This is a genomic window from Pseudomonas sp. LBUM1659 (genome assembly GCF_059716045.1).
Window position 1 is genome coordinate 5,588,748 of the sequence record NZ_CP166797.1, and the last position, 24,021, is coordinate 5,612,768.

Here is a 24,021-nt window from a genome sequence, read left to right on the forward strand (position 1 = left end):
TTTGCAATCCTCGATTACGCGTCCGGCAAGGCCTGGAATGGAGATTCTTTATCCGTACGCTCTTTTTTACCCCAGGAGGCAATGCCGACCTTGAGTGCGTAGAACAGGATACTGAACACCACGAACAAGAACAGCGCCGTCAGCGTTGCGTTGGTGTAGGCATTGAAGATCACATGCTGCATCTGCGTGATGTCCTTGGCCGGGGCGAGGATCTGACCATTGGCCAGCGCATCGCTGTATTTCTTGGCCAAAGACAGGAAGCCGATCGCCGGGTTGGCGTCGAACAGCTTGATGAAGCCTGCGGTGGTGGTGCAGATCAGCAGCCAGGTCGCGGGCACCAACGTCACCCAGATGTAGCGTTGGCGTTTCATTTTGATCAGCACAACGGTGCCGAGCATCAGCGCGATACCGGCGAGCATCTGGTTGGAGATGCCGAACAGCGGCCACAAGGTGTTGATGCCGCCCAATGGGTCGATCACGCCCTGGTAGAGCAACCAACCCCACATCGCTACACAACCGGCGGTGGCGATCAGGTTGGCGGTCCAGGATTCGGTACGTTTGAGCGCCGGCACGAAGGAGCCGAGCAAATCCTGGAGCATGAAACGACCGGCACGGGTGCCAGCGTCGACAGCGGTCAGGATGAACAGTGCTTCGAACAGGATCGCGAAGTGGTACCAGAATGCCATGGTGTTTTCACCCGGCAGGACACTGTGCAGGATCTGCGCGATACCCACCGCCAAGGTCGGCGCACCACCGGCACGGGCCAGGATGGTGGTTTCGCCGATGTCATGGGCCACCGCTTGCAGGGCTTCCGGGGTTATTGCAAAGCCCCAGTTGCTGACCGCTTGCGCCACCGCCACCACATCACCGCCGACCACGGCTGCCGGGCTGTTCATCGCGAAGTACACGCCCGGCTCGATCACCGAAGCGGCAACGATGGCCATGATGGCCACGAACGACTCCATCAGCATGCCGCCGTAACCGATGTAACGGGCGTTGGTTTCGTTATCCAGCAGCTTCGGCGTGGTGCCGGAGGAGATCAGTGCGTGGAAACCCGAGACCGCACCACAAGCGATGGTGATGAACAGGAACGGGAACAGACCGCCCTTCCACACCGGCCCCGTGCCGTCGATGAACTGGGTCAGCGCCGGCATTTTCAGCTCGGGCATGGTTACCAGAATACCGATCGCCAAAGCGACGATGGTGCCGATTTTCAGGAAGGTCGACAGGTAGTCGCGCGGGGCCAGAATCAGCCACACCGGCAACACTGCCGCAACAAAACCGTAGCCAATCAACATCCAGGTAATCTCAATCCCGGTGAAGCTGAACGCCTTGGACCAGACCGGGTCAGCAGCAATCTGCCCACCGAGCCAGATCGAACCCAGCAGCAACAGCACGCCGACCACGGAGATTTCACCAATGCGGCCCGGGCGGATGTAGCGCATGTAGATACCCATGAACATCGCAATCGGGATGGTCGCCATCACCGTGAAAATGCCCCACGGGCTCTCGGCCAGGGCCTTGACCACGATCAGCGCCAGCACCGCGAGGATGATGATCATGATCAGGAAGCAGCCAAACAGCGCGATGGTACCGGGAATGCGGCCCATTTCTTCACGGACCATGTCACCCAGAGACCGGCCATTACGGCGGGTCGACATGAACAACACCATGAAGTCCTGAACGGAACCGGCCAGCACCACGCCCGCGATCAGCCACAGCGTACCTGGCAAGTAGCCCATCTGCGCCGCCAATACCGGACCGACCAGAGGACCAGCGCCAGCGATGGCCGCGAAGTGGTGACCGAAAAGAATGTGTTTGTTGGTCGGAACGTAGTCCAGACCGTCATTATTGAGTACGGCGGGGGTGGCCCGTCGCGGGTCGAGTTGCATCACATTGTTAGCGATGAACAGACTGTAGTAGCGATACGCAACCAGATAAATGGCCACCGCAGCAACGACAATCCACAAGGCGTTGATCGCCTCACCTCGGCGCAATGCCACTACACCCAGGGCGCACGCACCGACGATTGCCAGCAGAAGCCAAGGTAAGTGGCGTAGCGGGCTATTATTATTTTTCATTTTATGATTCCAGCCAGAGTGGACAAGAAAGACAGCCACCCCGAGTTTAGCTCTCCTGACGGCAAAGGCCATACCCTGACATTGGTCTGGACGCCTGTCTGCGCTGGCAGGCCTTGAGAATGCGGGTCTATAGTCAGCGTACCTTTTCGAGGATTGCGCCATGAGCGAACACACAGCCAACCGCCGCCGCTTCAAACGTATCGCGTTCGATGCCAGGACCGAGCTGAGTCAGGGGGAATACATCTGGCCGGTGAAGTTGATCGACCTGTCGCTCAAGGGGCTTTTGATCGAGAAGCCCGAGCCGTGGCTGGGTAATCGAGAGTGGCATTTCCTCGTCGATATTCATCTCACCGATGACGTTGCCATCAAGATGGATGTGCTACTGACCCACGATGATCATGGCCAACTCGGCTTCGTCTGCAAACACATCAGCCTGGAGTCCATCGAGCGCCTGCGGCGGTTGATCGAACTCAACCTGGGCGACCCGCAAGAGCTGGAACGTGAACTCGGGGCACTGATCGAAATCTGAACTCACTACCTATCCACTGTGGGAGCCGGGCTTGCCCGCGATGACGGCTTCACATTCATCATCATCGGTGAATGACAGATCGCTATCGCGGGCAAGCCCGGCTCCTACAGGGGTTGCGGACTACTCGAATAACGCGTCGAGTGCCTGTTCCAGACGCGTCACGGCAATAATCTGCAACCCCGGCGGCGCCTCTTTCGGCGCATTGCCCTTTGGCACGATGGCGCGCTTGAAGCCGTGCTTGGCGGCTTCTTTCAGGCGCTCCTGACCGCTTGGCACCGGGCGCACTTCGCCGGACAGACCGACTTCGCCAAACACCAACAGATCATGCGGCAGCGGACGGTTGCGCAAACTGGACATCACAGCCGCCATCAGCGCCAGGTCAGAAGCGGTTTCCAGGACCTTCACACCCCCGACCACGTTGAGGAACACGTCCTGATCGTGGGTCGGAATGCCGCCGTGACGGTGCAAGACCGCCAACAACATCGCCAGACGATTCTGATCCAGCCCCAGCGTGACCCGGCGCGGGTTGGCCAAATGACTGTCGTCCACCAACGCCTGGACTTCCACCAGCATTGGCCGTGTCCCTTCCCACGTCGCCATGACCACACTGCCCGGGACTTCTTCCTGAGCGCGGGTGAGAAAAATCGCCGAAGGGTTAGAGACTTCTTTCAGGCCCTTGTCCGTCATGCCGAACACACCCAATTCGTTGACCGCGCCGAAACGGTTTTTTACCGCACGCAGCAAACGCAAACGGCCATCGGATTCGCCTTCGAAATACAGAACGGTGTCGACCATGTGCTCCAGCACGCGAGGACCGGCCAGTGCGCCTTCTTTAGTCACGTGGCCCACCAGGAAAATCGCGGTGCCGCTCTGCTTGGCATAACGCACCAGCAAGGCCGCACTCTCGCGAACCTGGGAGACGCCGCCCGGCGCCGATTGCAGTTGTTCGGTGAAGATCGTCTGGATCGAGTCGATCACCATGACTTTGGGCTTTTCCACCCGGGCCGTGGCGATGATGGTTTCGATGCAGGTTTCGGTCATCACCCGCAGTTGATCCTGAGGCAAACCCAACCGGCGGGCACGCATGGCCACTTGCTGCTGCGATTCTTCGCCGGTGACGTACAGCGCCGGCATGCTCTTGGCGAGGTTGCACAAGGTTTGCAACAGGATGGTCGACTTACCGATACCCGGGTCACCGCCGATCAGAACTACCGAACCGTCGACCAAGCCACCGCCCAGCACCCGATCGAGTTCGCTGGAGGCCGTGGAAAAGCGCGGGATTTCTTCGACGCTGACTTCGGCCAGAGTCTTGATCTGGGCCTGTTGGCCGGTCCACCCGGTGCGACCGCTCGGGGCGGCGGCGCCACCACTTTCCACCATGGTTTCGGTCAGCGTGTTCCAGGCCCCGCACTCGCCGCACTGGCCGGCCCACTTGGGGAAGGTTGAGCCACACTCGGTGCAGCCGTACATGCGTTTGGCCTTGGCCATCTGAACTCCCGGCAAAAACCGCGATGATAGCTCAGCTGACGCCGATCAGCGCGACGCTGCGGTGAGGATTTCAGCGATATTCATCGCGCATCCTGATTACCGTTGCTCACCGCAACTTTTGGAGCGTTGATCGGCAACTGAAGTGCATGGGTGTGTCCGTTGAAAGAGTTGGGTATCGGCATAAAAAAACCCTCGGCCTTGAAATAAGCGATCTGCCAAAGGATCTATACCGTAAACAAGATTGGCAGGTGCCACGGCAACTTGATTTGTTTGCTGAAAACATCCGAAAGATTACGATTCAAAACCATTTGTCCAACTTTTCGTTCAGGAACTCCGGATGAGATCTTCGTTGCCCCCAATGGATCGATATCAAACCTATACAAGTCTTGCGCTTTCAAAAGCTGATCGTACAAGTTCAACTTTGAATATCGATTTTTTCAATACATGCAAACACGCCATTGATCATTTGACAGAAGTCTTGACGTTGCACTTTTGTAACTGATTCGGCTCGAACTATCACCCCATGCGAATGAAGTAGGCCGGGAGTTATTACCCAGCAGAGGCCTGTTGCCGTCGGCGGTGAAAAACCGGGTGTCGACACCGCGAGGATCGCGCGGGCCTTGCGGTGAATAGTTGTCATGGACAACGGTGCAGCAACGCACGAATTCGGGGGTGCTATGGCAGTCAGAGAACACTTCCACCTTGGTCAGGTCGCCGAGGTGCTTGGTCACGGTGAAGGTGCCATGGGCGTCGGTGCCGCGTATTCCACGCGCGATTGTGGGCAATTTCAAATTAATTGCCGACAGACAGGTCGATAACCTCGAGCACTGTAACGAGGTGTTTCGAGCAAGAGTTGTCATGCTGAATTACACTGCGCTCACCAACCTCATCTGTAACAAGGAAATAACCTATGGGCGTGATAAGTGAGTTCAAGGCCTTCGCGGTCAAAGGTAATGTGATCGACATGGCGGTCGGTATCATCATCGGCGCGGCCTTCGGCAAGATCGTTACGTCGTTTGTCGGTGACGTGGTCATGCCGCCCATTGGCTTGCTGATCGGCGGGGTGGACTTCAGTGATCTGGCCATTACGCTCAAGGCTGCCGAAGGCAATGCCCCGGCAGTGGTGCTGGCCTACGGCAAATTCATCCAGAGCATGATTGACTTTATCATTGTCGCTTTCGCGATTTTCATGGGGATCAAAGCGATCAACCAACTGAAGCGCGAAGAGGCCGCTGCTCCAACGCTGCCGCCGGTTCCGAGCAAGGAAGAAGAGTTGTTGAGCGAGATCCGTGATTTGCTCAAGACCCAGAACAGTCGGCTCTGAACGCTGGTTACAACTAGAAACGGCGCCCGTGAGGCGCCGTTTTTTTTACCAGAAGTTTTCCACAGCCACTTGGCCCGGACGTCGGCTGAGGCTCAGGTGCATGTCGCGCTGCTTGAGCAGCTTGCGCGTGTCATCGATCATCTGCGGGTTACCGCAAAGCATGACCCGCGAGTGTTCAGGTGTCAGAGCCACGCCTGCAGCCCGCTCCAGCTCGCCATTTTCGATCAGCGTAGTGATCCGCCCGCTCAAGGCGCCGGGGTGTTGTTCGCGAGTGACGGTGGAGATGAATTGCAATTTGTGGGCGTTTTCAGCCAGATAGTCACGCTGCTCCAGCCCGGCGATCAACGCTTGGTACGCCAGCTCCCGAGCTTCGCGCACGCTATAGACGAGGATAATGCGGTCGAATGCCTCCCAGACCTCAAAGTCTTGCAGGATGGACAGAAAAGGGGCAATGCCGGTACCTGTGGATAACAACCAAAGATCACGCCCATCGACAAAACGATCAGGGGTCAAATAACCAAAGGCCTGGCGGTCGACCAGCAACGTATCGCCGACCTCCAGGCGACTCAGCTCACTGGTGAACTCCCCACCTGGCACGACAATGGAGAAGAACTCGAGAAATTCGTCATGGGGTGCAGAAACCATGGAATAAGCACGCCAGACCGTACTGCCATCGGCCTTGGTAACGCCTAATCGGGCGAACTGCCCTGCCCTGAAACGAAATCCCGGATCCCTGGTGGCCCGCAGGGTAAACAGGTTCGGGGTCAACGGCTGGACATCGAGCAAGGTTTGGCGAGTGAATTTATCGGCACTGGCGGTCATGGGCTGCTCCATTGAACTGACCCTGCCAGTGTCGCGCAAAGCAGGCGATGTAAACACCGGTGATTTGTAGTGTCTTTGGAAATGAGATCCACTGTTAGTTATATGGCTGACTCTATATTGCTAACGACACGCACCAATTCTCGTACAAAAAAAAGACAAATAAAATGATGTGCGCCATGTGACTGAGTTTTACTGGGCTATTGATTTATAAGAACCAAACATACACTTTAGAAAACTATCAAGAGCAAAATAATTGCAGCATGTGTCAAGGATTACTCCTACACTCGGCACGTGCTGGATCCCGGATCCAATATGCACCCCAAGATATCCTCATGGAGCTACTGCAATGGAAATGTGGAAGGAATCACATTTAAGACAGATATCCGACGCCAAGGAAATTAAATCTGCGTATGAAATTTCACTCGATCTCATTCAGAGTCTCGGCTTCACTTTCTGTGCTTTTTCAATTACATCCCCCATCGAAGCGCATCATCGCGAAAATATGTGTTTTAACAACTACCCGCTCGAATGGAATACGAAATATGAACACGACCATTTCGGTGACATAGATCCAGTACTGGCTCATTGCAATCAATCAGATCTGCCGATTCTTTGGGAGGATGAGGTCTTCTCAAAGGCATCTCAGTTGAGGCAGGCGCAAAAAAAACTAGGCTTGCAATATGGATGGTCACAATCGTTTCATGACTGCAGCGGTCTTCGCAGCATGTTTAGCCTGGCTAGAAGCAACAACCCGATCACTGCCTTTGAATTTTATGAAAATCTGGGCTACGCCATTTTCATCAACCACCAGTTGCATAGGCACGTGGCTCAAAAACTGCGTCATCGCCTGCCGAATGCATGCGCACCTCTGTTGTCGAGACGTGAAATCGAAATTTTGAGATTGTCAGCCGACGGCAAGACGGCTTATGAATGCTCCAGAATCCTCAGCATCAGTGAACGCACCATCCATTTCCACGTGCACAGTGCAATCCAGAAATTTGGCGTGAACAACAAGATTGCAGCGGTGATAAAGGCTGTGAGGACGGGGGCCATCTGAATCCACGCCACGCCAGGAAAACCTGCGAGTAATCCAACAGAAAAAAACGTACCATTTGCGGTCCCCTGAGTGATGTCGTCTATAACCTCACGACGCAGTGCACTTGGACGGCCCCGCCCGCTACAACGCCTCCGGCAGCGGGACACCACACTCGTTGACTACCCAGAGCCTCGCCTCATGCCCCTGCTCGAAACGCCCTTCGCCCAACTCGATCTGATCCGTCAGCCAGAACAGCAGAACGAACCGCTGCAAGCTTTCGATGCGGCCGACGAATACCTGCTCAACCATCTAGCCGAACAACCCCCGTCGGCCGAGACTCGGGTACTGGTGCTGAATGACAGTTTTGGCGCGTTGGCCGCCAGCCTCGCAGGCAAGGTGCGGGTGATCAGCAGTGGCGACTCGTTTCTGGCGTTTCAGGGGCTGGAGAAAAACCTGATCCGTAACAACCAGGCGTTTGACGCCGTGCCGAGCGTGCCCGCCAGCGAAGCACTCAGCGGCCCGTTTGACCGGGTATTGATCCGGGTGCCGAAAACCCTGGCGTTGCTGGAAGAACAGCTTATTCGCCTGCAAGGCCAGTTGGCGCCGGGCGCGCAAGTGATTGCTGCGGCGATGATCAAGCATCTGCCACGTGCTGCCGGTGATCTGCTTGAACGCTACATCGGCCCGGTGCAAGCCTCCCTGGCGGTGAAAAAGGCCCGGCTATTGATCGCCACACCTGAAGCAAAAGCCCCAGTCGTGTCCCCCTACCCTTCGCGCTATCAACTCGATGAACCGGCCATTGAACTGCTGAACCACGCCAATGTGTTTTGCCGCGAAGGACTGGATATCGGCACCCGGGCCTTTCTGCCACACCTGCCAAAGAACCTCGGCACGGCGCGAGTCGCGGACCTCGGTTGCGGTAATGGCGTGCTGGCCATCGCCAGTGCGCTGCAAAACCCGGAGGCGCAGTACACGCTGGTGGACGAGTCGTACATGGCCGTGCAATCGGCCGCCGAAAACTGGCGCGCGGCACTCGGTGACAGAGAAGTCATTGTAAGGGCCGGCGATGGCCTCGCGGGGCAGGAATCTCAATCCCTGGACGTGGTGTTGTGCAATCCGCCGTTCCATCAGCAACAAGTCGTTGGCGACTTCCTCGCCTGGCGCATGTTCCAGCAAGCCCGAGAGGCGCTGGTGGTGGGCGGTGCGCTGTATATCGTCGGCAACCGTCACTTGGGTTACCACAGCAAGCTTGCCCGACTGTTCCGTGGTGTAGAGCAAGTGGCCGCCACGCCAAAATTCGTGATTCTCAAAGCCCGCAAATAAGCACTGAAAAAAACCCTCCGCGCAGGAGGGTTGTAAATCCGTGCCCCAAGGCAACGGGATGGGATCTTTAGTGCGTGGTCAGACCTGCAGCATTCATGAACATGCGCATCAGGCTGGCCACGATAAACAGGGCGCCGACGCTACCGACCCAAATCAAGGCCAGCCATCCAAGCCGTTGCCACAGCGGCTTCTTCTCGGCGGCTTCGATGTCCTGCAAGGAATGTTTGCCCGTCATCATCGTGATCTCCTCTGAAGCGGCGCAGGCCTTAGCGCTGCGCCGTCATCGTGTGCCCTAGTGATAACCGTCTTCGTGGGTCACCTTGCCGCGAAACACGTAGTAGCTCCAGAAGGTGTAACCCAGGATAAACGGGATGATGAACAACGTGCCCACCAGCATGAAACCCTGGCTTTGCGGCGGTGCGGCAGCGTCCCAGATCGAGATGGACGGTGGCACGATGTTTGGCCACAGGCTGATGCCCAAACCGCTGTAGCCGAGGAAGATCAGCACAAGCGTCAGCAGGAACGGCGTGTAGTGCGCATTGCGGGCGACGGCGCGGATCAAACCGTACATGGTCACCAGCACCAGAATCGGCACGGGCATGAACCAGAACAGATTGGGCAGCGTGAACCAGCGATCGGCGATTTCGGCGTGGGCCAATGGCGTCCAGATGCTGACGATGCCGATCACCGCCAACACCACGAAGGCCAGCGGCCGGGCCAGATCGTGCATTTGCTCTTGCAGCTTGCCTTCGGTCTTCATGATCAGCCACGTGCAACCGAGCAACGCATAAGCCACCACCAGCGCCAAACCGCAAAACAGGGTGAACGGTGTCAGCCAGTCCAGTGAACCACCGGCAAACTGGCGATTAACCACCGGCAACCCATCAATGAAGGCCCCCAATGCCACGCCCTGGAAGAAGGTTGCGGTGACGGAGCCACCGATAAAGGCCTTGTCCCAAAGGTGACGTTTGTCGTCCCTGGCCTTGAAGCGAAACTCGAACGCCACGCCCCGGAAGATCAGCCCGATCAGCATCAGAATCAGCGGCAGGTACAGCGCCGAGAGCACCACCGAATAGGCCAGCGGAAAGGCACCGAATAACGCAGCGCCGCCCAGTACCAGCCAGGTTTCGTTACCGTCCCACACCGGTGCGACGGTGTTCATCATCACGTCACGGTCGGTCTTGCCGGGGATGAACGGGAAGAGAATCCCGATCCCCAGGTCGAAACCGTCCATGACCACGTACATCATGATGCCGAAGATGATGATCACGGCCCAGATCAGCGGAAGATCAATACCCATGACTCAAATCTCCTTGGTCAGGCTGGGGCTGTGGTCACTGGCGCCATCATCGTCAGCCGCAGAGAGCGGACGGGCCGGCGTACGTTTTTTGCCTGGACCACCGTCGTTGGTTTCCTTGCCTTCGTCGATTTTCGGTCCTTTGCGCACCAGGCGCATCATGTAGCCCAGACCGGCACCGAACAGCGCGAAATACACCACAACGAACAGAATCAGCGTGATGCTCATCTGCATGAAACTATGGTTGGAGGACGCGTCCGCCGTGCGCATCAGACCGTAGACTACCCACGGCTGACGACCGATTTCGGTGGTAAACCAACCCGCGAGGATCGCGATCAAGCCAGAAGGCCCCATCCACAACGCCAGGTAAAGGAACGGCCGCGACGTGTAGAGCTTGTCGCGTTTGCGCAGCCACAGGCTGCACAAACCGGTGAAGATCATCAGCATGCCCAGGCCGACCATGATTCGGAACGACCAGAACACAATGGTCGAATTTGGCCGGTCTTCAGGCGGGAACTCCTTGAGCGCTGGCACCTGTTTGTCCAGCGAGTGAGTGAGAATCAGGCTGCCGAGGTACGGAATCTCGACGGCGAATTTGGTTCTCTCTTCTTTCATGTCCGGCCAGCCGAACAGGATCAGAGGGGTCGGTTCATCCCCGATGTTTTCCCAGTGCCCTTCAATCGCAGCAATTTTCGCCGGCTGATACTTGAGGGTATTGAGGCCATGGGAGTCACCGATGACGGCTTGAATCGGCGCCACGATCAAGGCCATCCACATGGCCATCGACAGCATCTTGCGGATGGCCGGGTTGTCCTTGCCGCGCAGCAAGTGCCAGGCGGCTGAGGACCCGACGAAGAACGCGGTGGCCAGGAACGCCGCCGTTGCCATGTGCAGAAGGCGGTAGGGGAACGAAGGGTTGAAGATCACCGCCAGCCAGTCGGTGGGAATCACCTGGCCATTAACGATTTCGAAACCCTGCGGTGTTTGCATCCAGCTGTTGGAGGCCAGAATCCAGAAGGTCGAGATCAGTGTGCCGATGGCCACCATGACCGTGGCGAAGAAGTGCAAATTGCGCCCGACCTTGTTCCAGCCAAACAGCATGACGCCCAGGAAGCCGGCTTCGAGGAAGAAGGCGGTCAGCACCTCGTACGTCAGCAATGGCCCGGTTACCGAACCGGCGAAGTCCGAGAAACGGCTCCAGTTGGTGCCGAACTGATAAGCCATCACCAACCCGGAGACCACGCCCATGCCGAAGTTGACGGCAAAGATCTTCGACCAAAAGTGATACAGGTCGCGGTAAGTGTCGTTATGGGTTTTCAGCCACAAGCCTTCGAGCACCGCCAGGTAACTCGCCAAGCCAATGGTGATGGCCGGGAACAGAATGTGAAACGAAATAGTAAACGCGAACTGAATTCGGGCGAGATCAAGTGCCTCTAAACCGAACATAAGTCTTCCTCTGTCAGGTAATACGGCTGCGGGCTGGAAGCCTGCACCCAACGGCCCCCACGGGTATGGAGTGCGGCGAATTCAAATTCGTTCTTTTTTAATAGCATCTCAACGCAGGGAGTCTGGCCGGATGGCCGTCGGATCAATTCCTTTTGGGGTTTTGATCTGGATCAATCAACGTTGAAAGAGTAGTCGCATTTCTGGCCATGAACCGCGTGGTCTTTTGCCGCGTGACAAGTTGCCTCATGGCTACCGTTACAGGCGGATACATTCCCCCTGTGGGAGCGAGCTTGCTCCGGGCGGCGTTCCGACGAAGGCGGAGTGTCGATCGACATCAATGCTGGACGTGCCAGCCTCTTCGCGGGCAAGCCCGCTCCTACAAGGATTTGTGGCGCTATTAAGATCGGTGTCTAGCTAACTAAATTTGCGGCGACTGCAACTTCTGGTTACAGGTTGGTGATAACCTCGCCCTTCCCCTCTCCCAGATTTCCCCGCAGATGCCCAGCCAAGAGCCCTTGCTGTTACGTCATCACCGTCCTTTCATCGCGTTTTGGCTGGCCCGGGTGTTTACCGCCAGTGGTTTCCAGATGCTCACGGTGGCCATTGGCTGGAACCTGTATCAGTTGACCGGCAACGTGCTCGATCTGGGTCTGATCGGGTTGGTGGAATTTGCGCCACGCGTGCTGTTCATGCTGCACACCGGGCACGTTGCGGACCGCTATGACCGGCGCAAAGTCGCGGCGATTTGCCAGTCCCTGCAAGCGCTGATCGCCCTGTCGCTGGCCATCGGCAGTGCAACCGATCAGGTCACCCGGGAAATGATCTTCATCCTCGCGTTCCTGCTCGGTGCCGCGCGCTCCTTCGAAATGCCCACCACTCAAGCCCTGTTGCCGAGCATCGTGCCCAGTGCGCTGTTTCCCCGTGCGGTGGCCGCCGCACAATCTGCGCAGCAATCAGCCACCATCGTCGCCCCGGCACTCGGCGGTTTGCTCTACGCCTTCGGCAGCGTCTGGGTGTATGGCCCGACGGTGATTATCTACATCATTGCCTGCGTGTTGATGCTCAACCTGCCAGCCCGGCAAACGCCGCTGAACAAGGGCAAGGCGACGCTGGATTCGCTGCTGGCGGGCATTCGCTTCATTCGCAGTCGCCCGGACATTCTCGGGGCGATCTCTCTGGACTTGTTTGCGGTCTTGCTCGGTGGTGCGACGGCGCTGCTGCCGGTGTTTGCCAAGGACATCCTGCTCACCGGCCCGTGGGGTCTGGGCCTGCTGCGTTCCGCGCCGGCAGTCGGAGCGTTATTGATGTCGTTGTTCCTGGCGCGATACGCCGTTGAACGCAACGTCGGACGGGTGATGTTCACGGCAGTCGGTGTGTTCGGCGTGGCCACCATCGCCTTCGGCCTCTCGACCTCGTTCTGGTTCTCTCTTGCGGTGTTGGTTGTGCTGGGCGCAGCAGACATGATCAGCATGGTGATCCGCGCCTCGTTCGTGCAACTGGAAACCCCGGACGAAATGCGTGGCCGGGTCAGCGCCGTAAACGGCCTGTTCATCGGGGCATCGAACCAGTTGGGCGAATTCGAATCCGGGCTGACCGCCCACTGGTTCGGCACCGTGCCGGCGGTGGTCATGGGTGGGATCGGCACCCTGGTGGTGACCGGGGTCTGGGTGAAACTGTTCCCGAGCCTGGCCAACCGCGACCGCATGCATGTGCCGGTGGAGGAAGTGAAGGTCTGAAGCAGGTTGCTGGCATAAATTGACCGGCCAGGTGCAATACATAGATACCGCTTGCGGTGTAATGTATCGCCTTACACTTCGCCCATGATCAAATCCTTTCAGCACAAGGGCCTTCGTGGCCTCTAGGAAACAGGTTCGACTCGCGGGATTCGCGCAGACCATGCGAAGCGTCTGTCTCGGATACTTCAGTTTATGGACCGTGCAGCGCTACCCGGCGACCTCGATATTGCGGGATGGCGACTGCATCCACTCAGGGGAGCGTTGACCGAATTCTGGTCACTGAGTGTTTCAGGGAACTGGCGAGTTGTTTTTCGGTTTATCGGTTCAGACATCGAACTGGTCGACTATCTGGACTACCACTGACAGGAGGCAGGAAATGCCCATGCACAACCCGCCACACCCTGGCGAAACGCTATTGATGGATGTCTTGCCCGAACTCGGCATCAGCGTCACTGAACTGGCCCGCCATCTGGGTTTTGCACGACCGCATCTTTCTCGGGTTCTGCATGGACATGCGCCGATCAGTCCAGACCTGGCCGTGCGCCTGGAGCGGGCGGGGATTGGCAAGGCTCGCATGTGGCTCGGGGTTCAGACCGATTTTGATCTCTGGCAAGCGGAACAGCGTGAGCAACCGGCGATCAAGCCCATTGCCATTCACGCCTGACGTCCCCTCAAGCCAACAACTCCCCCGCCACCACCATGCGTGTGGTTTTGCCGCAGAGCTGTTCCACCAGCGTCAGGGCAAATGCCAAGGCGGCCCCTGAACCCTGGGCGGTCACGCAGTTGCCGTCAACCACCACCGGTTGGTCGACAAAGTTGCAGCCCAACAGCTGATGACTGGCCGAGGGCAGGCACGTCATGCGCCGCTGACGCAACACACCGAACTGTTGCAGCGCGACCGCCGGGGCTTCGGCGATGCCGGCGAACAAGCGTCCGGCGGCGGCCTGATCCTTGATCAGTTGTTGCAGGGGTTGATGGGCCGCCAGATGCTGCGCACCAACGGCGCCGCCGGGCAAGGCAATAAGGTCGAACGGCTGGGCCAGCAGATCCACCAGCATGGCATCGGCCGTCAGCCGGGTGCCACGGGCGCAGGTGAGCATGCGCCGCCCCTCGATGCTGGCCACCACCACTTCAACGTTGGCACGGCGCAGAACATCGACCAGGGTCACTGTTTGCAGGTCATCGATGCCCTCGGCGAGGGTAATCAAAGCTCTAAAGGTCATGGGTGCAGTCCACAGGAAGATCTTTAAAGCGTAGTCAGCTTTCCTGACGCTTGTTTGAGTGCAGCCGTTACTTGATGTAAAGCTGCGTCGACATCGTGTTGCCCGGCGCGTTGATCGAGGTATCGCTGAAGGTGAAGACGCCGTTCTGCTTGCCGGCCAGGTCCAGGACATACAGATAGCCGACGGTTTTTCTCCCGACGGTGCACTCGGTCAGGTTGCCGGTATCAAAAGCACAGACCGGCGTGCGGGTACCGTTCAGTTCAAACCCGTCCAGCGCGACAAACGCCTCACGTCCGTAGCCGACTTCCAACACATAGACCTTGATACTCGGGCCGCTGTGGTCGCAGCGCGTCTGTTCCTGCCCTGCGGCAATGTCTTCAAAACCACAACCTGGCGATTCGACTTTGAGCACTTTCAACTGACTCAACGGCGGAGCCATTGCGGCCGAAGCGTTTTGCGCCCCCAGCAACAAGGCAAACACGACGCCAATCCCGGCGTTCACGGGCTTTTTCACGCAATACATAGATACCCCCAAAACCAGCGCGCAGTATGGCTCACTTCACTTGACGGCAAAACATCGACGACGATCGCAGCCATAAGCAGCCATAACCCCACGCGGCTGGTATGATGCGCGGCTTTTTCCGGCCCACAGTAATTTCCCAGGCGCGTTCAGCGGTCTGTGCTTTGCTGTTGAGGTCGATACATTCACGGCGCCGGGCGCGCCACGGGGAGCAGACATGCTGGAAAGGCTGTTTCAACTCAAGGCACACAACACCAACGTACGCACCGAGATTCTGGCGGGCGTCACGACCTTTTTGGCCATGGCCTACATCCTATTCGTCAACCCGAGCATTCTCGGCGAGACCGGCATGGACAAGGGCGCCGTGTTCGTCGCCACCTGCCTGGCAGCCGCCTTCGGCTCGACAGTGATGGGCCTGATCGCCAACTACCCGATCGCACTCGCACCGGGCATGGGACTGAACGCCTTCTTTACCTACACCGTGGTTCTGCACATGGGCCACACCTGGCAAGTGGCGCTGGGGGCGGTGTTCATCTCGGCGGTGTGCTTCTTCCTGCTGTCGATCTTCCGCATCCGTGAATGGATCATCAACAGCATCCCGCTGCCGCTGCGCTCGGCGATTGCCGCTGGTATCGGTCTGTTCCTGGCGCTGATAGCCCTGCATAACGCGGGTATCGTGGTCAGCAACCCGGCGACCATGGTCGGCCTCGGTGACCTGAAACAACCGGCCCCGATCCTCGCGACCTTGGGTTTTGCCCTGATCGTTGCTCTCGAAGCCCTGGCCGTACGCGGCGCAGTGCTGATCGGCATTCTGGTGGTAACCACCGTTTCGATCGTGATGGGCTTCACCCCGTTCGGCGGCGTGATGTCGATGCCTCCGTCGCTGGCCCCGACCTTCCTGCAACTGGACATCAAAGGCGCACTGGACATCGGTCTGGTCAGCGTGATTTTCGCCTTCCTGTTTGTCGACCTGTTCGACAACTCCGGCACCCTGATCGGCGTCGCCAAACGCGCCGGCCTGATGGGCAAGGACGGCCACATGCCGAAAATGGGCCGTGCCCTGATCGCCGATAGCACCGCCGCCATGGCCGGCTCGCTGTTGGGCACCTCGACCACCACCAGCTACATCGAATCCGCAGCTGGCGTGAGTGCCGGTGGCCGCACCGGCCTGACCGCCGTTGTGGTTGCGATTCTGTTCCTGCTGGCATTGTTCTTCTCGCCACTGGCCGCCAGCGTTCCGGCGTTTGCCACGGCACCGGCACTGCTGTTCGTCGCCGTACTGATGACCTCCGGCCTGGCCGAAATAGACTGGGACGACATTACCGTCGCCGCACCGGTCGTGATCACCGCTCTGGCCATGCCGTTCACTTATTCAATCGCCAATGGCATCGCCTTCGGTTTCATTTCCTGGACCGCAATCAAGCTGATGTCAGGTCGCGGCCGTGAGCTGAACCCGGCGCTGGTGATTCTGTCGATTCTGTTCGTGATCAAGTTGGGTTGGTTCAACGCATGACTTTTGATTCCCAGGCCTACGCCGTTCAGCTCGAAGAAAAGGTCACGCGCCTGCGTGACCTGCTGGCCCCGTTCGATGCACCTGAACCGGCCGTCTTCGACTCGCCGCTGCAAAACTTCCGCCTGCGCGCCGAGTTCCGCCTGTGGCGTGAAGCCGGCGAGCGGCACTACGCGATGTTTTCCCAGGAAGACAAACGTACGCCGATCCTGATCGAAGAGTTTCCAATCGCCAGCTTGCGCATCAATCAGTTGATGCCGCAGCTCAAAGCGGCATGGAAAGCCAGTGCGGCCCTGAGCCACAAGCTGTTTCAGGTGGAGTTCCTGACCACCCTGGCTGGCGATGCGATGATCACCCTGTGCTATCACCGCCCGCTGGACGAGCATTGGCATGCAGCAGCCACGAAACTGGCCGCCGACCTGAACGTCAGCATCATCGGTCGCTCCAAGGGCAAACGCGAAGTGATCGGCCACGATTATGTGGTGGAGAAGCTCGACGTCGGCGGCCGCACCTTCAGCTATCGCCAGCCGGAAGGCGCGTTCACCCAGCCCAACGGCACCGTCAACCAGAAGATGCTCAACTGGGCTTACGATGCTCTCGGTGATCGCACCGACGATTTGCTGGAGTTGTACTGCGGCAACGGCAACTTCACCCTGCCGCTCGCCACCCGCGTACGCAAAGTGCTGGCCACGGAAATCAGCAAGACATCAGTCAACGCAGCCTTGAGCAACCTCAGCGAAAACGCGGTGGATGACGTTACGTTGGTGCGCCTGTCCGCTGAAGAGCTGACCGAAGCGCTGAACGAAGTCCGCCCGTTCCGTCGCCTGCACGGCATCGACCTCAAGAGCTACGAGTTCGGTAGCGTGTTCGTCGACCCGCCCCGTGCCGGCATGGACCCGGACACCTGCGAGTTGACCCGACGCTTCGACAACATCCTCTACATCTCCTGCAATCCGGAAACGCTGGCGGCGAACATCGCCCAGTTGCACGACACGCATCGCATCACTCAGTGCGCGATGTTTGACCAGTTCCCATGGACGCATCACATGGAATCCGGGGTGTTGTTGACCCGTCGTTGATAGCAGTTGCCGGTACAAATCAGCCGTCATGACGACGGCTTTGTGGGCGATCAAAGAACCGAATCCACCTTGCGCGGGCGACCGCCCTTTTTGCCATTGGCCCGCGCAGCCTCGGCCTTGGCAACACTGCTCTGACGACCATTGCGCGAGGCGATGACTGAAGACGCCATGTCCATCAGTGGCTTGCTCGCTGAAATCAGTCCAGCGATGGACACCTGTAAATCCCTGCCTTCATGACAGAGCGCGGTTCCCGAAAAGCCAACCTTCAAGTCGGCGAAGTCCCCATCGTCAAAGCCATCAAACTCCGGGTAGTTCTTCGCCGGTAGCAGCACGCCACTGCCGTCTTCAAAGCCGATGACCAGGCAATGCCCTGTGCAGGTCACTGCTGTCGCATTCAAACCGCTACGACGACTCAACTCGCCTCGCTGAATGGCCTGATCCAGTGTTTCTTCGGTAACGGGGCGATCCGCCTGAATGTTCGCCTGTATCGTTTTCATAATTCGATTTCCACTCCCTCGGCAGCCCCCATCAGGGACAACAACGTCTTGTTCGTTTCGGGCTCGTAACAGGCCGAGCCAATCAGGTAGGTCGTGCAGGCGATTCGTTTCATCACGACCACTTCATTGCCCTCCCAATCCCACAACTGATTATCGAGGCAGGCCGTACGCAATTTGCTCCACCAGAAGCCGCGTGCTCGCCGTAAATGCGCCGGTTGCCGCAACGCCTGACGCAATCCCTCCAGCACCGCTGCAGGGGGTCGTTGCGAATGAGGTACGACATCCCAGAGCTCCACGCCGTTGTGCCAGAAACAGAATTTGAAGCGTGCGCTCCACGTTCGAGCATCGACGTGGACATGAGGCGGACAATGTTCATCGCGCAGCATGACGACCAATGAATAGCCCTTGTAGCGACAAACGTTCATGCTAACCCATCCGTTAGGTTATAGAGTGCAAAGATTCTCCATTCCTTGAAGAACCCGATAATGGGTGAGATTCGATTTCAGACTAGCGCTTCAGCGTTTTTTGACTCGCCGTCTACTGCATCAAAATAGTAAGCAATCCTTTCACCATGCCTGCAAAAAGCCGCCGCTCCAGATAAGCACTGCCACGGCTATTTCATCTACAGTGACGCCATTGCGTCCCTCATTTGATCCCCGGTGTAATCAATCATGCAGCGAGTCTTCGATGATCTTCAGCTGGGCAGCATCGAACTGTTTTGCCTGGCGGCTGAGGCCGGGAGCTTTACTGCCGCCGCGCTGGTGGCGGGCGTAACGCCGGCCGCCGTCAGCCGTTCGGTATCGCGCATGGAAGAACGCCTGGGCGTGCGGCTGTTCGCGCGCACGACCCGTAGCGTGAAGTTGACCGACAGTGGTAGCCGGTATTACGAAGAATGCCGCCAGGCGCTGGCGCAACTGATCGAAGCCCAACGCGAGGTCATGGGCCAGCAGCAGCAACCGTCCGGCACGTTGCGGATCAGCATTCCCACGACTTATGCACACCACCGGATTTTGCCGTTGCTGCCGACGTTTCGGGCGCGCTTTCCCGATGTAAAGGTCGAGTCGCACATCAGCAATCGCAACATCGATTTCGTTGGCGAAGGTTATGACATGGCCATCCGCGTACGGGCGATTCCGGATTCCGGCTTGATTGCCCGACATCTGGAGGACGCCGCGCTGGTGATGATTGCCAGCCCCGAATACCTCAAACGCGCGGGCGTCCCACAAAGCTTGGACGACCTGGCGCAGCACGAATGCATTCAGTACGAATTGCCCAGCAGCGGTCGGCGGATTGCCTGGTTGTTCAACGACAACGATGCGCCACGGGAGATTCTCGCCGAGGGCAGCCTCAGTTGCTCTGACGATGTGCTGGGTGGCGTGACCCTGGCAAAACACGGCGCGGGACTGTTTCAGACGTACCGGTTTATCGTCGAAAACGAACTGGCCGATGGCTCGCTGGTGGAAGTATTGAAGCCTTACTGCGGACGCTCGCGACCGTTCACGTTGCTGTATCCGCAAAGCCGCCATGTGCCCCTGAGATTGCGCGCTTTTATCGATTTTCTGGTTGAGCATCTGCCGCGATAAACAGCGAAACCGTCCGATCACCGCCCACAAATCCCCTTCGCGACGTCTCTTCAATTGACCAAATTAACCAGCTAGTACAATTTATCTCCACAGGCTGAAACCTACAGCCTATTCCAAAAATAATAAGTGGAGAGACCCTCGATGCCCCCTATCGTTCTGGTGCTCAACGGCCCGAACCTGAACCTGCTCGGCACCCGTGAACCGGCGACTTATGGCCACGAAACCCTGGCAGACATCTCGGCGCTGTGCGGACGTGCCGCTGAAGAATTCGGCTTGATCGTGGAATTTCGCCAGACCAACCACGAAGGTGAATTGCTCGACTGGATTCACGCCGCTCGCGGTCGTTGCGCCGGGATTGTGATCAACCCCGCCGCGTGGACCCACACCTCGGTTGCGATCCGCGATGCCCTTGTCGCCAGCGAACTGCCCGTGATCGAAGTCCACCTGTCGAACGTCCACGCCCGCGAGCCTTTCCGGCATCACTCGTTCGTCTCGGCCATCGCCACCGCCGTGATGGCCGGTTTCGGCAGCCATGGCTATCGCCTGGCCCTGGAACATTTCAGTCTGCAGTTGAAGGGGTTAACGCAATGACTCAGCACAACAGCGTATTGGCCGGGCTGATCGGCGCCGGAATTCAAGCCTCCCGGACACCGGCGCTGCATGAACATGAAGGCGAAGCGCAGGGCATGCGCTACCTCTATCGCTTGATCGACCTGGATCAGTTGAAGCTCGACAGCAGCGCCCTGCCCGACTTGCTGATGGCGGCCGAGCAGATGAATTTCACCGGCCTGAACATCACCTTCCCGTGCAAGCAGGCGATCATCCCGCTGCTCGACGAACTGTCGCCGGAAGCGCGCGGCATCGGCGCGGTGAACACGGTGGTGTTGAAGGACGGTAAGCGCATCGGCCATAACACCGACTGCCTGGGTTTTGCCGAAGGTTTTCGCCGTGGCTTGAAGGACGCTGCCCGTGAGCGCGTCGTACAAATGGGTGCCGGAGGTGCAGGTGCGGCAGTGGCCCACGCGCTGTTGAGCGAAGGCGTACAACTGCTGAGTATTTTTGACGTGGAGCCAGGCCGCGCGCAGGCACTGGCGGACAATCTCAATCAACACTTCGGGGCTGGCCGTGCGGTGGCCGGGCACGATTTGCCGAGCACTTTGGGCCTGGCTGATGGCTTGGTGAACACTACGCCCATGGGCATGAAAAAGCTGCCGGGCACGCCGGTGCCGGTCGAGTTGCTTCGCACAGAATTGTGGGTGGCGGAGATCGTTTACTTCCCGCTGGAAACCGAACTGCTGCGCAACGCCCGCGTGCTCGGTTGCCGCACGCTGGATGGCGGCACCATGGCGGTGTTTCAGGCGGTGAAGGCGTTTGAATTGTTCAGCGGCGTAGTGCCGGATGCGCAGCGAATGCTGGCACACTTTCAGAGCATGAACGACTGAGGGGATGCAGTGAGGGGATAGCCCCCTCACCTCCTGTCAGGCCTGCAAGTAACGCAAAACCGACTCGCAAATCATCGCCCGATGGCGCTGTTTGATGGCTTCGTCCGGCAAGTCGATCTGAAAAATCTCACCGAAGGTATGACGGTTCGATACGCGATAGAAGCAGAACGAACTGATCAACAGATGCACATCCAGCGGCACAAGCCCTGCGCGGAACAGACCCTCCTCGGCACCGCGACGCAAAATCTCGCCCAGTGAATCGAGGATCGTATTGTTCATCGCCTTGATCGCATCGGAGCGCTTCACGTATTCAGCGTTGTGAATGTTCTCGATGCTGACGATGCGCACGAAATCGACATTGTGATCATGGTGGTCGAAGGTGAATTCCACCAGGCGCCGAATTGCCTCGACCGGTTCCAGCTCGGTCAGGAGCAAACGGTTTTCAGTGCTGCGAATGTCCCCGTAGAGCTTTTCCAGCACTTCAACGTAGAGCTGCTCTTTACTGCCGAAGTAGTAATAGATCATGCGTTTGGAGGTGTGGATACGCTCGGCGATTGCATCGACGCGAGCACCGGAAAGCCCCTGTTGGACGAACTCGACAATCGCCTCTTGAAGGATGTTCTCGCGGGTCTTTTCCGGGTTGTTTTTGCGGCTTTTGCGAGGCTCGACGATCGGTTCGGCGGGCACTGCGGAGCGTTCTGAAGTCATTGTCATTGCGGGCTCACGGCCATCACTGCACAGGCTGGCGATTATGGGCCGCGCCGCACAGTGAAGGAAGCCGCGCGGCAGCGGTTTGTCCCGGCGTTTACGATTTTCCTACAACTTGGCCTGACGAATGGCACCGCTGCGGGATTTGGCCATCGCCGCCAGTCGCACCGCGACGTTGGCCGCGCCGTAGCCGGCATAGCCGTTCTTGCGCTGAATGATTTCAAAGAAGAATCGCCCTTCGAACGGCTCGGTGTACACATGAAACAGTTCGCCGCCCTGGGCATCGCGGTCGTACAGCACGTTGAAGTACGCCAGTTCGCTGAGGAACTCGTCATCGAAGTCGAACCGCGCGGCGAGGTCATCGTAGTAATTGAGCGGGATGTCCAGCAACGGCACGCCCGCCTCTTTCGCGCGGCTGACTTGCGCAAAGATGTCATCGCAATCGAACGCGATGTGATGCACACCGGAGCCGCGATAACTCGACAGCGCGTGTGAGATCGCGGTGTTACGGTTCTCGGAAATGTTCAACGGCAAGCGAATCGAACTGTCGCGGCTGCGTAGCGCGCGGCTTTTTACCAGACCATACGGGTCGGGCAACACCACTTCGTCATCGGCCTCGAAATCCAGCAAGCTTTTGTAGAACAGCACCCAACTGTCGAGGCTGTCGGCTGGCAACGCCATGGCCATGTGGTCGATGCGCTTGAGGCCGCCGCTGGCCACGGCCGCTGGAAGCAGATTGAAGTCGGTGCCGTAGACGTCGGCTTCCTGGTCCACCAGATAAATCAGGCTGCCATCCGGTGCGCGTACCGCGGCCAGTTCCAATTCATTGGGGCCGACCAGTCCGCGATACGGCTGGCCTTTGTAAGCCACGGCCCGGGCCAGCGCGCTCGCGCTGTCTTTGATCCGCACAGCAGTGGCACACAGCGATGGACCGTGCGCTTCGAAAAAGCTGTGGGCGAACGAGTAAGGCTCGGAGTTGAGGATCAGATTGATATCGCCCTGACGCAACAGGCTCACGCTCTTGGAGCGATGCTGCCCGGCCTTGACGAAACCCAGCCGCTCCAGCCAATGGGAAAGCTTGGCGCCGAGGCTTTCGTCCACCGCAAACTCGAGAAACTCGATGCCGTTGTACACGCTGGCCGTCGGGGTCTCGAACAGGATGTCGAGGTTAGTCGCCGGTTGGGCTTTCTGCGCCAGGCGCTGGCGGGTTTTCTCTTCGAGGTACAGCAACGAACGCAAACCGTCAGCGGCATTGGCCCGAGGGGGCGCGGCGCGGAAACCGTCATTGAAGATTTCCAGCGACAGCGGCCCGGTGTAACCACTCTTGATGATCGGCGCGAGGAAACCCGGCAAATCGAATTCGCCCTGGCCGGGGAAGCAGCGGAAATGTCGGCTCCACTCCAGCACGTCCATCGCCAGGATCGGTGCGTCGGCCATTTGCACAAAGAAAATCTTGTCGCCTGGAATCTCGGCGATGGCGCTCGGGTCGCCCTTGAGCGACAGCGTGTGAAAGCTATCCAGCAACACGCCAAGGCTCGGGTGATCAGCCTGGCGGACGATGTTCCACACCTGTTGATAAGTGTTCACATGCCGGCCCCAGGCCAGCGCTTCGTAACCGATTCGCAGGCCTCGCGCACCAGCGCGTTCGGCCAGCAGGCGCAAGTCGTCGACGAGGATTTGCTCATCGCCGACGGAATCGGCGGACGCGTTGCTGCACACCAACACCAGGTCGGTGCCCAGTTCCTGCATCAAGTCGAACTTGCGCTCGGCCCGTTCCAGATTGCGCGGCAGTCGGTCACGGCGGCACCCTTCGAAGTCGCGGAACGGTTGAAACAGCGTGATCGCGATCCCGAGATCGGCGCACATCTGTTTAATTTCCCGCGGGCTGCCGTCGTAGTAGAGAAGGTCGTTCTCGAAAATCTCCACCCCGTCAAAACCGGCGGCGGCAATGGCTTCGAGTTTTTCCGGCAGGGTACCGCTCAAGGACACGGTGGCAATGGAACGCTGCATATTTCGACTCCCGGTGGTGGAGACAGTCTTGTTGGGGCGCTGCACGCTTGCTTTATGTAGGAGTACGGCTTGCCGGCGATGGCGATCTCGCGGCTGCCATCGCCGGCAAGCCGTGCTCCTACAGGACTGCGTTTTTCTTGAAGTGAATTATTGGCTGAGCAATCCCGCACAGCAATTCAAAGTGTACTATCCGGTTAGTTTTGCGTGCGATTATCGAACACAATGGCCTTTGGCGAATTGACGATTTTTTGTCCACTGCGCAACATCAACTCCACATTGAGCCCGGTCATAAACCATCAGGTTCGGTTACCAAAGACCCAGAACACCACATAAAAACAATCGGTGGACTACATGACTCCTTCTCAAA

Annotated in this window: 24 protein-coding genes and 2 pseudogenes; 12 read left to right on the forward strand and 14 right to left on the reverse strand. The window is 58.3% G+C overall.

The window, feature by feature from the left end:
• Positions 1-14 precede the first annotated feature (14 nt).
• Positions 15-2,081 (reverse strand): carbon starvation CstA family protein, encoded by a 2,067-nt coding sequence (locus ACA048_RS25475; RefSeq protein WP_497626783.1) that lies wholly within the window; start codon positions 2,079-2,081, stop codon positions 15-17.
• Positions 2,082-2,241: 160 nt separating this feature from the next.
• Between ACA048_RS25475 and ACA048_RS25480 the strand changes: the two genes are divergently transcribed.
• Positions 2,242-2,610: a PilZ domain-containing protein gene (locus ACA048_RS25480; protein ID WP_497626784.1), complete on the forward strand. Its 369-nt coding sequence runs from the start codon at positions 2,242-2,244 to the stop codon at positions 2,608-2,610.
• A gap of 120 nt (positions 2,611-2,730) precedes the next feature.
• Here the strand turns inward: ACA048_RS25480 and radA are convergent, their stop codons facing one another.
• The 3 genes and pseudogenes from radA to ACA048_RS25495 form a co-directional block, all read right to left on the reverse strand.
• A complete protein-coding gene (gene radA / locus ACA048_RS25485) occupies positions 2,731-4,098 on the reverse strand; it encodes a DNA repair protein RadA (RefSeq protein WP_008040321.1) in 1,368 nt (455 codons plus the stop codon).
• Positions 4,099-4,187: 89 nt separating this feature from the next.
• Positions 4,188-4,603, reverse strand: a pseudogene (locus ACA048_RS25490) (catalase); the annotation flags it as partial.
• A complete protein-coding gene (locus tag ACA048_RS25495; RefSeq protein WP_497626785.1) occupies positions 4,536-4,958 on the reverse strand; it encodes a catalase in 423 nt (140 codons plus the stop codon). The pseudogene ACA048_RS25490 and the gene ACA048_RS25495, both read right to left, overlap by 68 nt.
• 50 nt (positions 4,959-5,008) lie before the next feature.
• On the opposite strand from ACA048_RS25495, the gene mscL reads away from it, so the two are divergent.
• Positions 5,009-5,422, forward strand: a complete 414-nt coding sequence (mscL, locus tag ACA048_RS25500; protein WP_497626786.1) for a large-conductance mechanosensitive channel protein MscL — start codon at positions 5,009-5,011, stop codon at positions 5,420-5,422.
• A 45-nt stretch (positions 5,423-5,467) separates the two neighbouring features.
• Here the strand turns inward: mscL and ACA048_RS25505 are convergent, their stop codons facing one another.
• Positions 5,468-6,244, reverse strand: a complete 777-nt coding sequence (locus ACA048_RS25505; RefSeq protein WP_497626787.1) for a ferredoxin--NADP reductase — start codon at positions 6,242-6,244, stop codon at positions 5,468-5,470.
• A gap of 346 nt (positions 6,245-6,590) precedes the next feature.
• Between ACA048_RS25505 and ACA048_RS25510 the strand changes: the two genes are divergently transcribed.
• The gene (locus ACA048_RS25510) at positions 6,591-7,301 is read left to right on the forward strand and encodes an autoinducer binding domain-containing protein (protein WP_497626788.1); all 711 of its coding nucleotides are present in this window, start codon (positions 6,591-6,593) and stop codon (positions 7,299-7,301) included.
• A 177-nt stretch (positions 7,302-7,478) separates the two neighbouring features.
• Entirely contained in the window at positions 7,479-8,603 is a 1,125-nt protein-coding gene (locus ACA048_RS25515) for a methyltransferase (RefSeq protein WP_497626789.1), read from the forward strand.
• A 67-nt stretch (positions 8,604-8,670) separates the two neighbouring features.
• On the opposite strand, the gene ACA048_RS25520 is transcribed toward ACA048_RS25515, so the two are convergent.
• The 3 genes from ACA048_RS25520 to ACA048_RS25530 are packed head-to-tail and all read right to left on the reverse strand — an operon-like array spanning position 8,671 to position 11,346.
• Positions 8,671-8,838 carry a DUF2474 domain-containing protein gene (locus ACA048_RS25520; RefSeq protein WP_452629000.1) on the reverse strand — a complete coding sequence of 56 codons (168 nt, stop codon included), beginning with the start codon at positions 8,836-8,838 and terminating at the stop codon, positions 8,671-8,673.
• Positions 8,839-8,895: 57 nt separating this feature from the next.
• Entirely contained in the window at positions 8,896-9,903 is a 1,008-nt protein-coding gene (gene cydB, locus ACA048_RS25525) for a cytochrome d ubiquinol oxidase subunit II (protein ID WP_497626790.1), read from the reverse strand.
• Positions 9,904-9,906: 3 nt separating this feature from the next.
• Positions 9,907-11,346, reverse strand: coding sequence for a cytochrome ubiquinol oxidase subunit I (locus ACA048_RS25530; protein ID WP_497626791.1), 1,440 nt, complete (start codon positions 11,344-11,346; stop codon positions 9,907-9,909).
• A 497-nt stretch (positions 11,347-11,843) separates the two neighbouring features.
• Here ACA048_RS25530 and ACA048_RS25535 point away from each other — a divergent pair, with 497 nt between their 5' ends.
• From ACA048_RS25535 to ACA048_RS25545, 3 genes and pseudogenes are all read left to right on the forward strand, one after another.
• Complete coding sequence (locus ACA048_RS25535; protein ID WP_497626792.1) at positions 11,844-13,082, forward strand: MFS transporter; 1,239 nt, start codon at positions 11,844-11,846, stop codon at positions 13,080-13,082.
• A gap of 84 nt (positions 13,083-13,166) precedes the next feature.
• Positions 13,167-13,445: pseudogene (locus ACA048_RS25540) on the forward strand (type II toxin-antitoxin system RelE/ParE family toxin).
• A 13-nt stretch (positions 13,446-13,458) separates the two neighbouring features.
• The gene (locus tag ACA048_RS25545; RefSeq protein WP_497626793.1) at positions 13,459-13,746 is read left to right on the forward strand and encodes a HigA family addiction module antitoxin; all 288 of its coding nucleotides are present in this window, start codon (positions 13,459-13,461) and stop codon (positions 13,744-13,746) included.
• 7 nt (positions 13,747-13,753) lie between these two features.
• Here ACA048_RS25545 and ACA048_RS25550 read toward each other — a convergent pair whose 3' ends face one another.
• Complete coding sequence (locus tag ACA048_RS25550; RefSeq protein WP_497626794.1) at positions 13,754-14,305, reverse strand: DJ-1 family glyoxalase III; 552 nt, start codon at positions 14,303-14,305, stop codon at positions 13,754-13,756.
• Between the two features lie 67 nt (positions 14,306-14,372).
• The gene (locus tag ACA048_RS25555) at positions 14,373-14,828 is read right to left on the reverse strand and encodes a DUF4879 domain-containing protein (RefSeq protein ID WP_497626795.1); all 456 of its coding nucleotides are present in this window, start codon (positions 14,826-14,828) and stop codon (positions 14,373-14,375) included.
• Positions 14,829-15,042: 214 nt separating this feature from the next.
• Here ACA048_RS25555 and ACA048_RS25560 point away from each other — a divergent pair, with 214 nt between their 5' ends.
• Positions 15,043-16,338 carry an NCS2 family permease gene (locus ACA048_RS25560; protein ID WP_497626796.1) on the forward strand — a complete coding sequence of 432 codons (1,296 nt, stop codon included), beginning with the start codon at positions 15,043-15,045 and terminating at the stop codon, positions 16,336-16,338.
• The gene (gene trmA, locus ACA048_RS25565; RefSeq protein ID WP_497626797.1) at positions 16,335-17,414 is read left to right on the forward strand and encodes a tRNA (uridine(54)-C5)-methyltransferase TrmA; all 1,080 of its coding nucleotides are present in this window, start codon (positions 16,335-16,337) and stop codon (positions 17,412-17,414) included. The genes ACA048_RS25560 and trmA overlap by 4 nt, the downstream gene beginning before the upstream one ends.
• A gap of 50 nt (positions 17,415-17,464) precedes the next feature.
• Here the strand turns inward: trmA and ACA048_RS25570 are convergent, their stop codons facing one another.
• Together ACA048_RS25570 and ACA048_RS25575 are read right to left on the reverse strand one after the other, a co-directional pair.
• Positions 17,465-17,911 (reverse strand): DUF2442 domain-containing protein, encoded by a 447-nt coding sequence (locus ACA048_RS25570; protein WP_497626798.1) that lies wholly within the window; start codon positions 17,909-17,911, stop codon positions 17,465-17,467.
• Positions 17,908-18,336 (reverse strand): DUF4160 domain-containing protein, encoded by a 429-nt coding sequence (locus tag ACA048_RS25575; protein WP_497626799.1) that lies wholly within the window; start codon positions 18,334-18,336, stop codon positions 17,908-17,910. The genes ACA048_RS25570 and ACA048_RS25575 overlap by 4 nt, the downstream gene beginning before the upstream one ends.
• A 246-nt stretch (positions 18,337-18,582) precedes the next feature.
• Here ACA048_RS25575 and ACA048_RS25580 point away from each other — a divergent pair, with 246 nt between their 5' ends.
• The 3 genes from ACA048_RS25580 (at position 18,583) to ACA048_RS25590 (ending at position 20,936) form a co-directional block, all read left to right on the forward strand.
• A complete protein-coding gene (locus tag ACA048_RS25580; RefSeq protein ID WP_497626800.1) occupies positions 18,583-19,494 on the forward strand; it encodes a LysR family transcriptional regulator in 912 nt (303 codons plus the stop codon).
• Between the two features lie 141 nt (positions 19,495-19,635).
• On the forward strand, positions 19,636-20,085 hold the full coding sequence (gene aroQ, locus ACA048_RS25585) for a type II 3-dehydroquinate dehydratase (protein WP_497626801.1): 450 nt from the start codon (positions 19,636-19,638) through the stop codon (positions 20,083-20,085).
• Positions 20,082-20,936, forward strand: a complete 855-nt coding sequence (locus tag ACA048_RS25590; protein WP_497626802.1) for a shikimate dehydrogenase — start codon at positions 20,082-20,084, stop codon at positions 20,934-20,936. Before aroQ ends, ACA048_RS25590 begins: the two co-directional genes overlap by 4 nt.
• A gap of 36 nt (positions 20,937-20,972) precedes the next feature.
• On the opposite strand, the gene ACA048_RS25595 is transcribed toward ACA048_RS25590, so the two are convergent.
• Together ACA048_RS25595 and quiC are read right to left on the reverse strand one after the other, a co-directional pair.
• Positions 20,973-21,650 carry a TetR/AcrR family transcriptional regulator gene (locus tag ACA048_RS25595; protein ID WP_497626803.1) on the reverse strand — a complete coding sequence of 226 codons (678 nt, stop codon included), beginning with the start codon at positions 21,648-21,650 and terminating at the stop codon, positions 20,973-20,975.
• 102 nt (positions 21,651-21,752) lie between these two features.
• Positions 21,753-23,654, reverse strand: a complete 1,902-nt coding sequence (gene quiC, locus ACA048_RS25600; RefSeq protein ID WP_497626804.1) for a 3-dehydroshikimate dehydratase QuiC — start codon at positions 23,652-23,654, stop codon at positions 21,753-21,755.
• Positions 23,655-24,021: the final 367 nt, after the last annotated feature.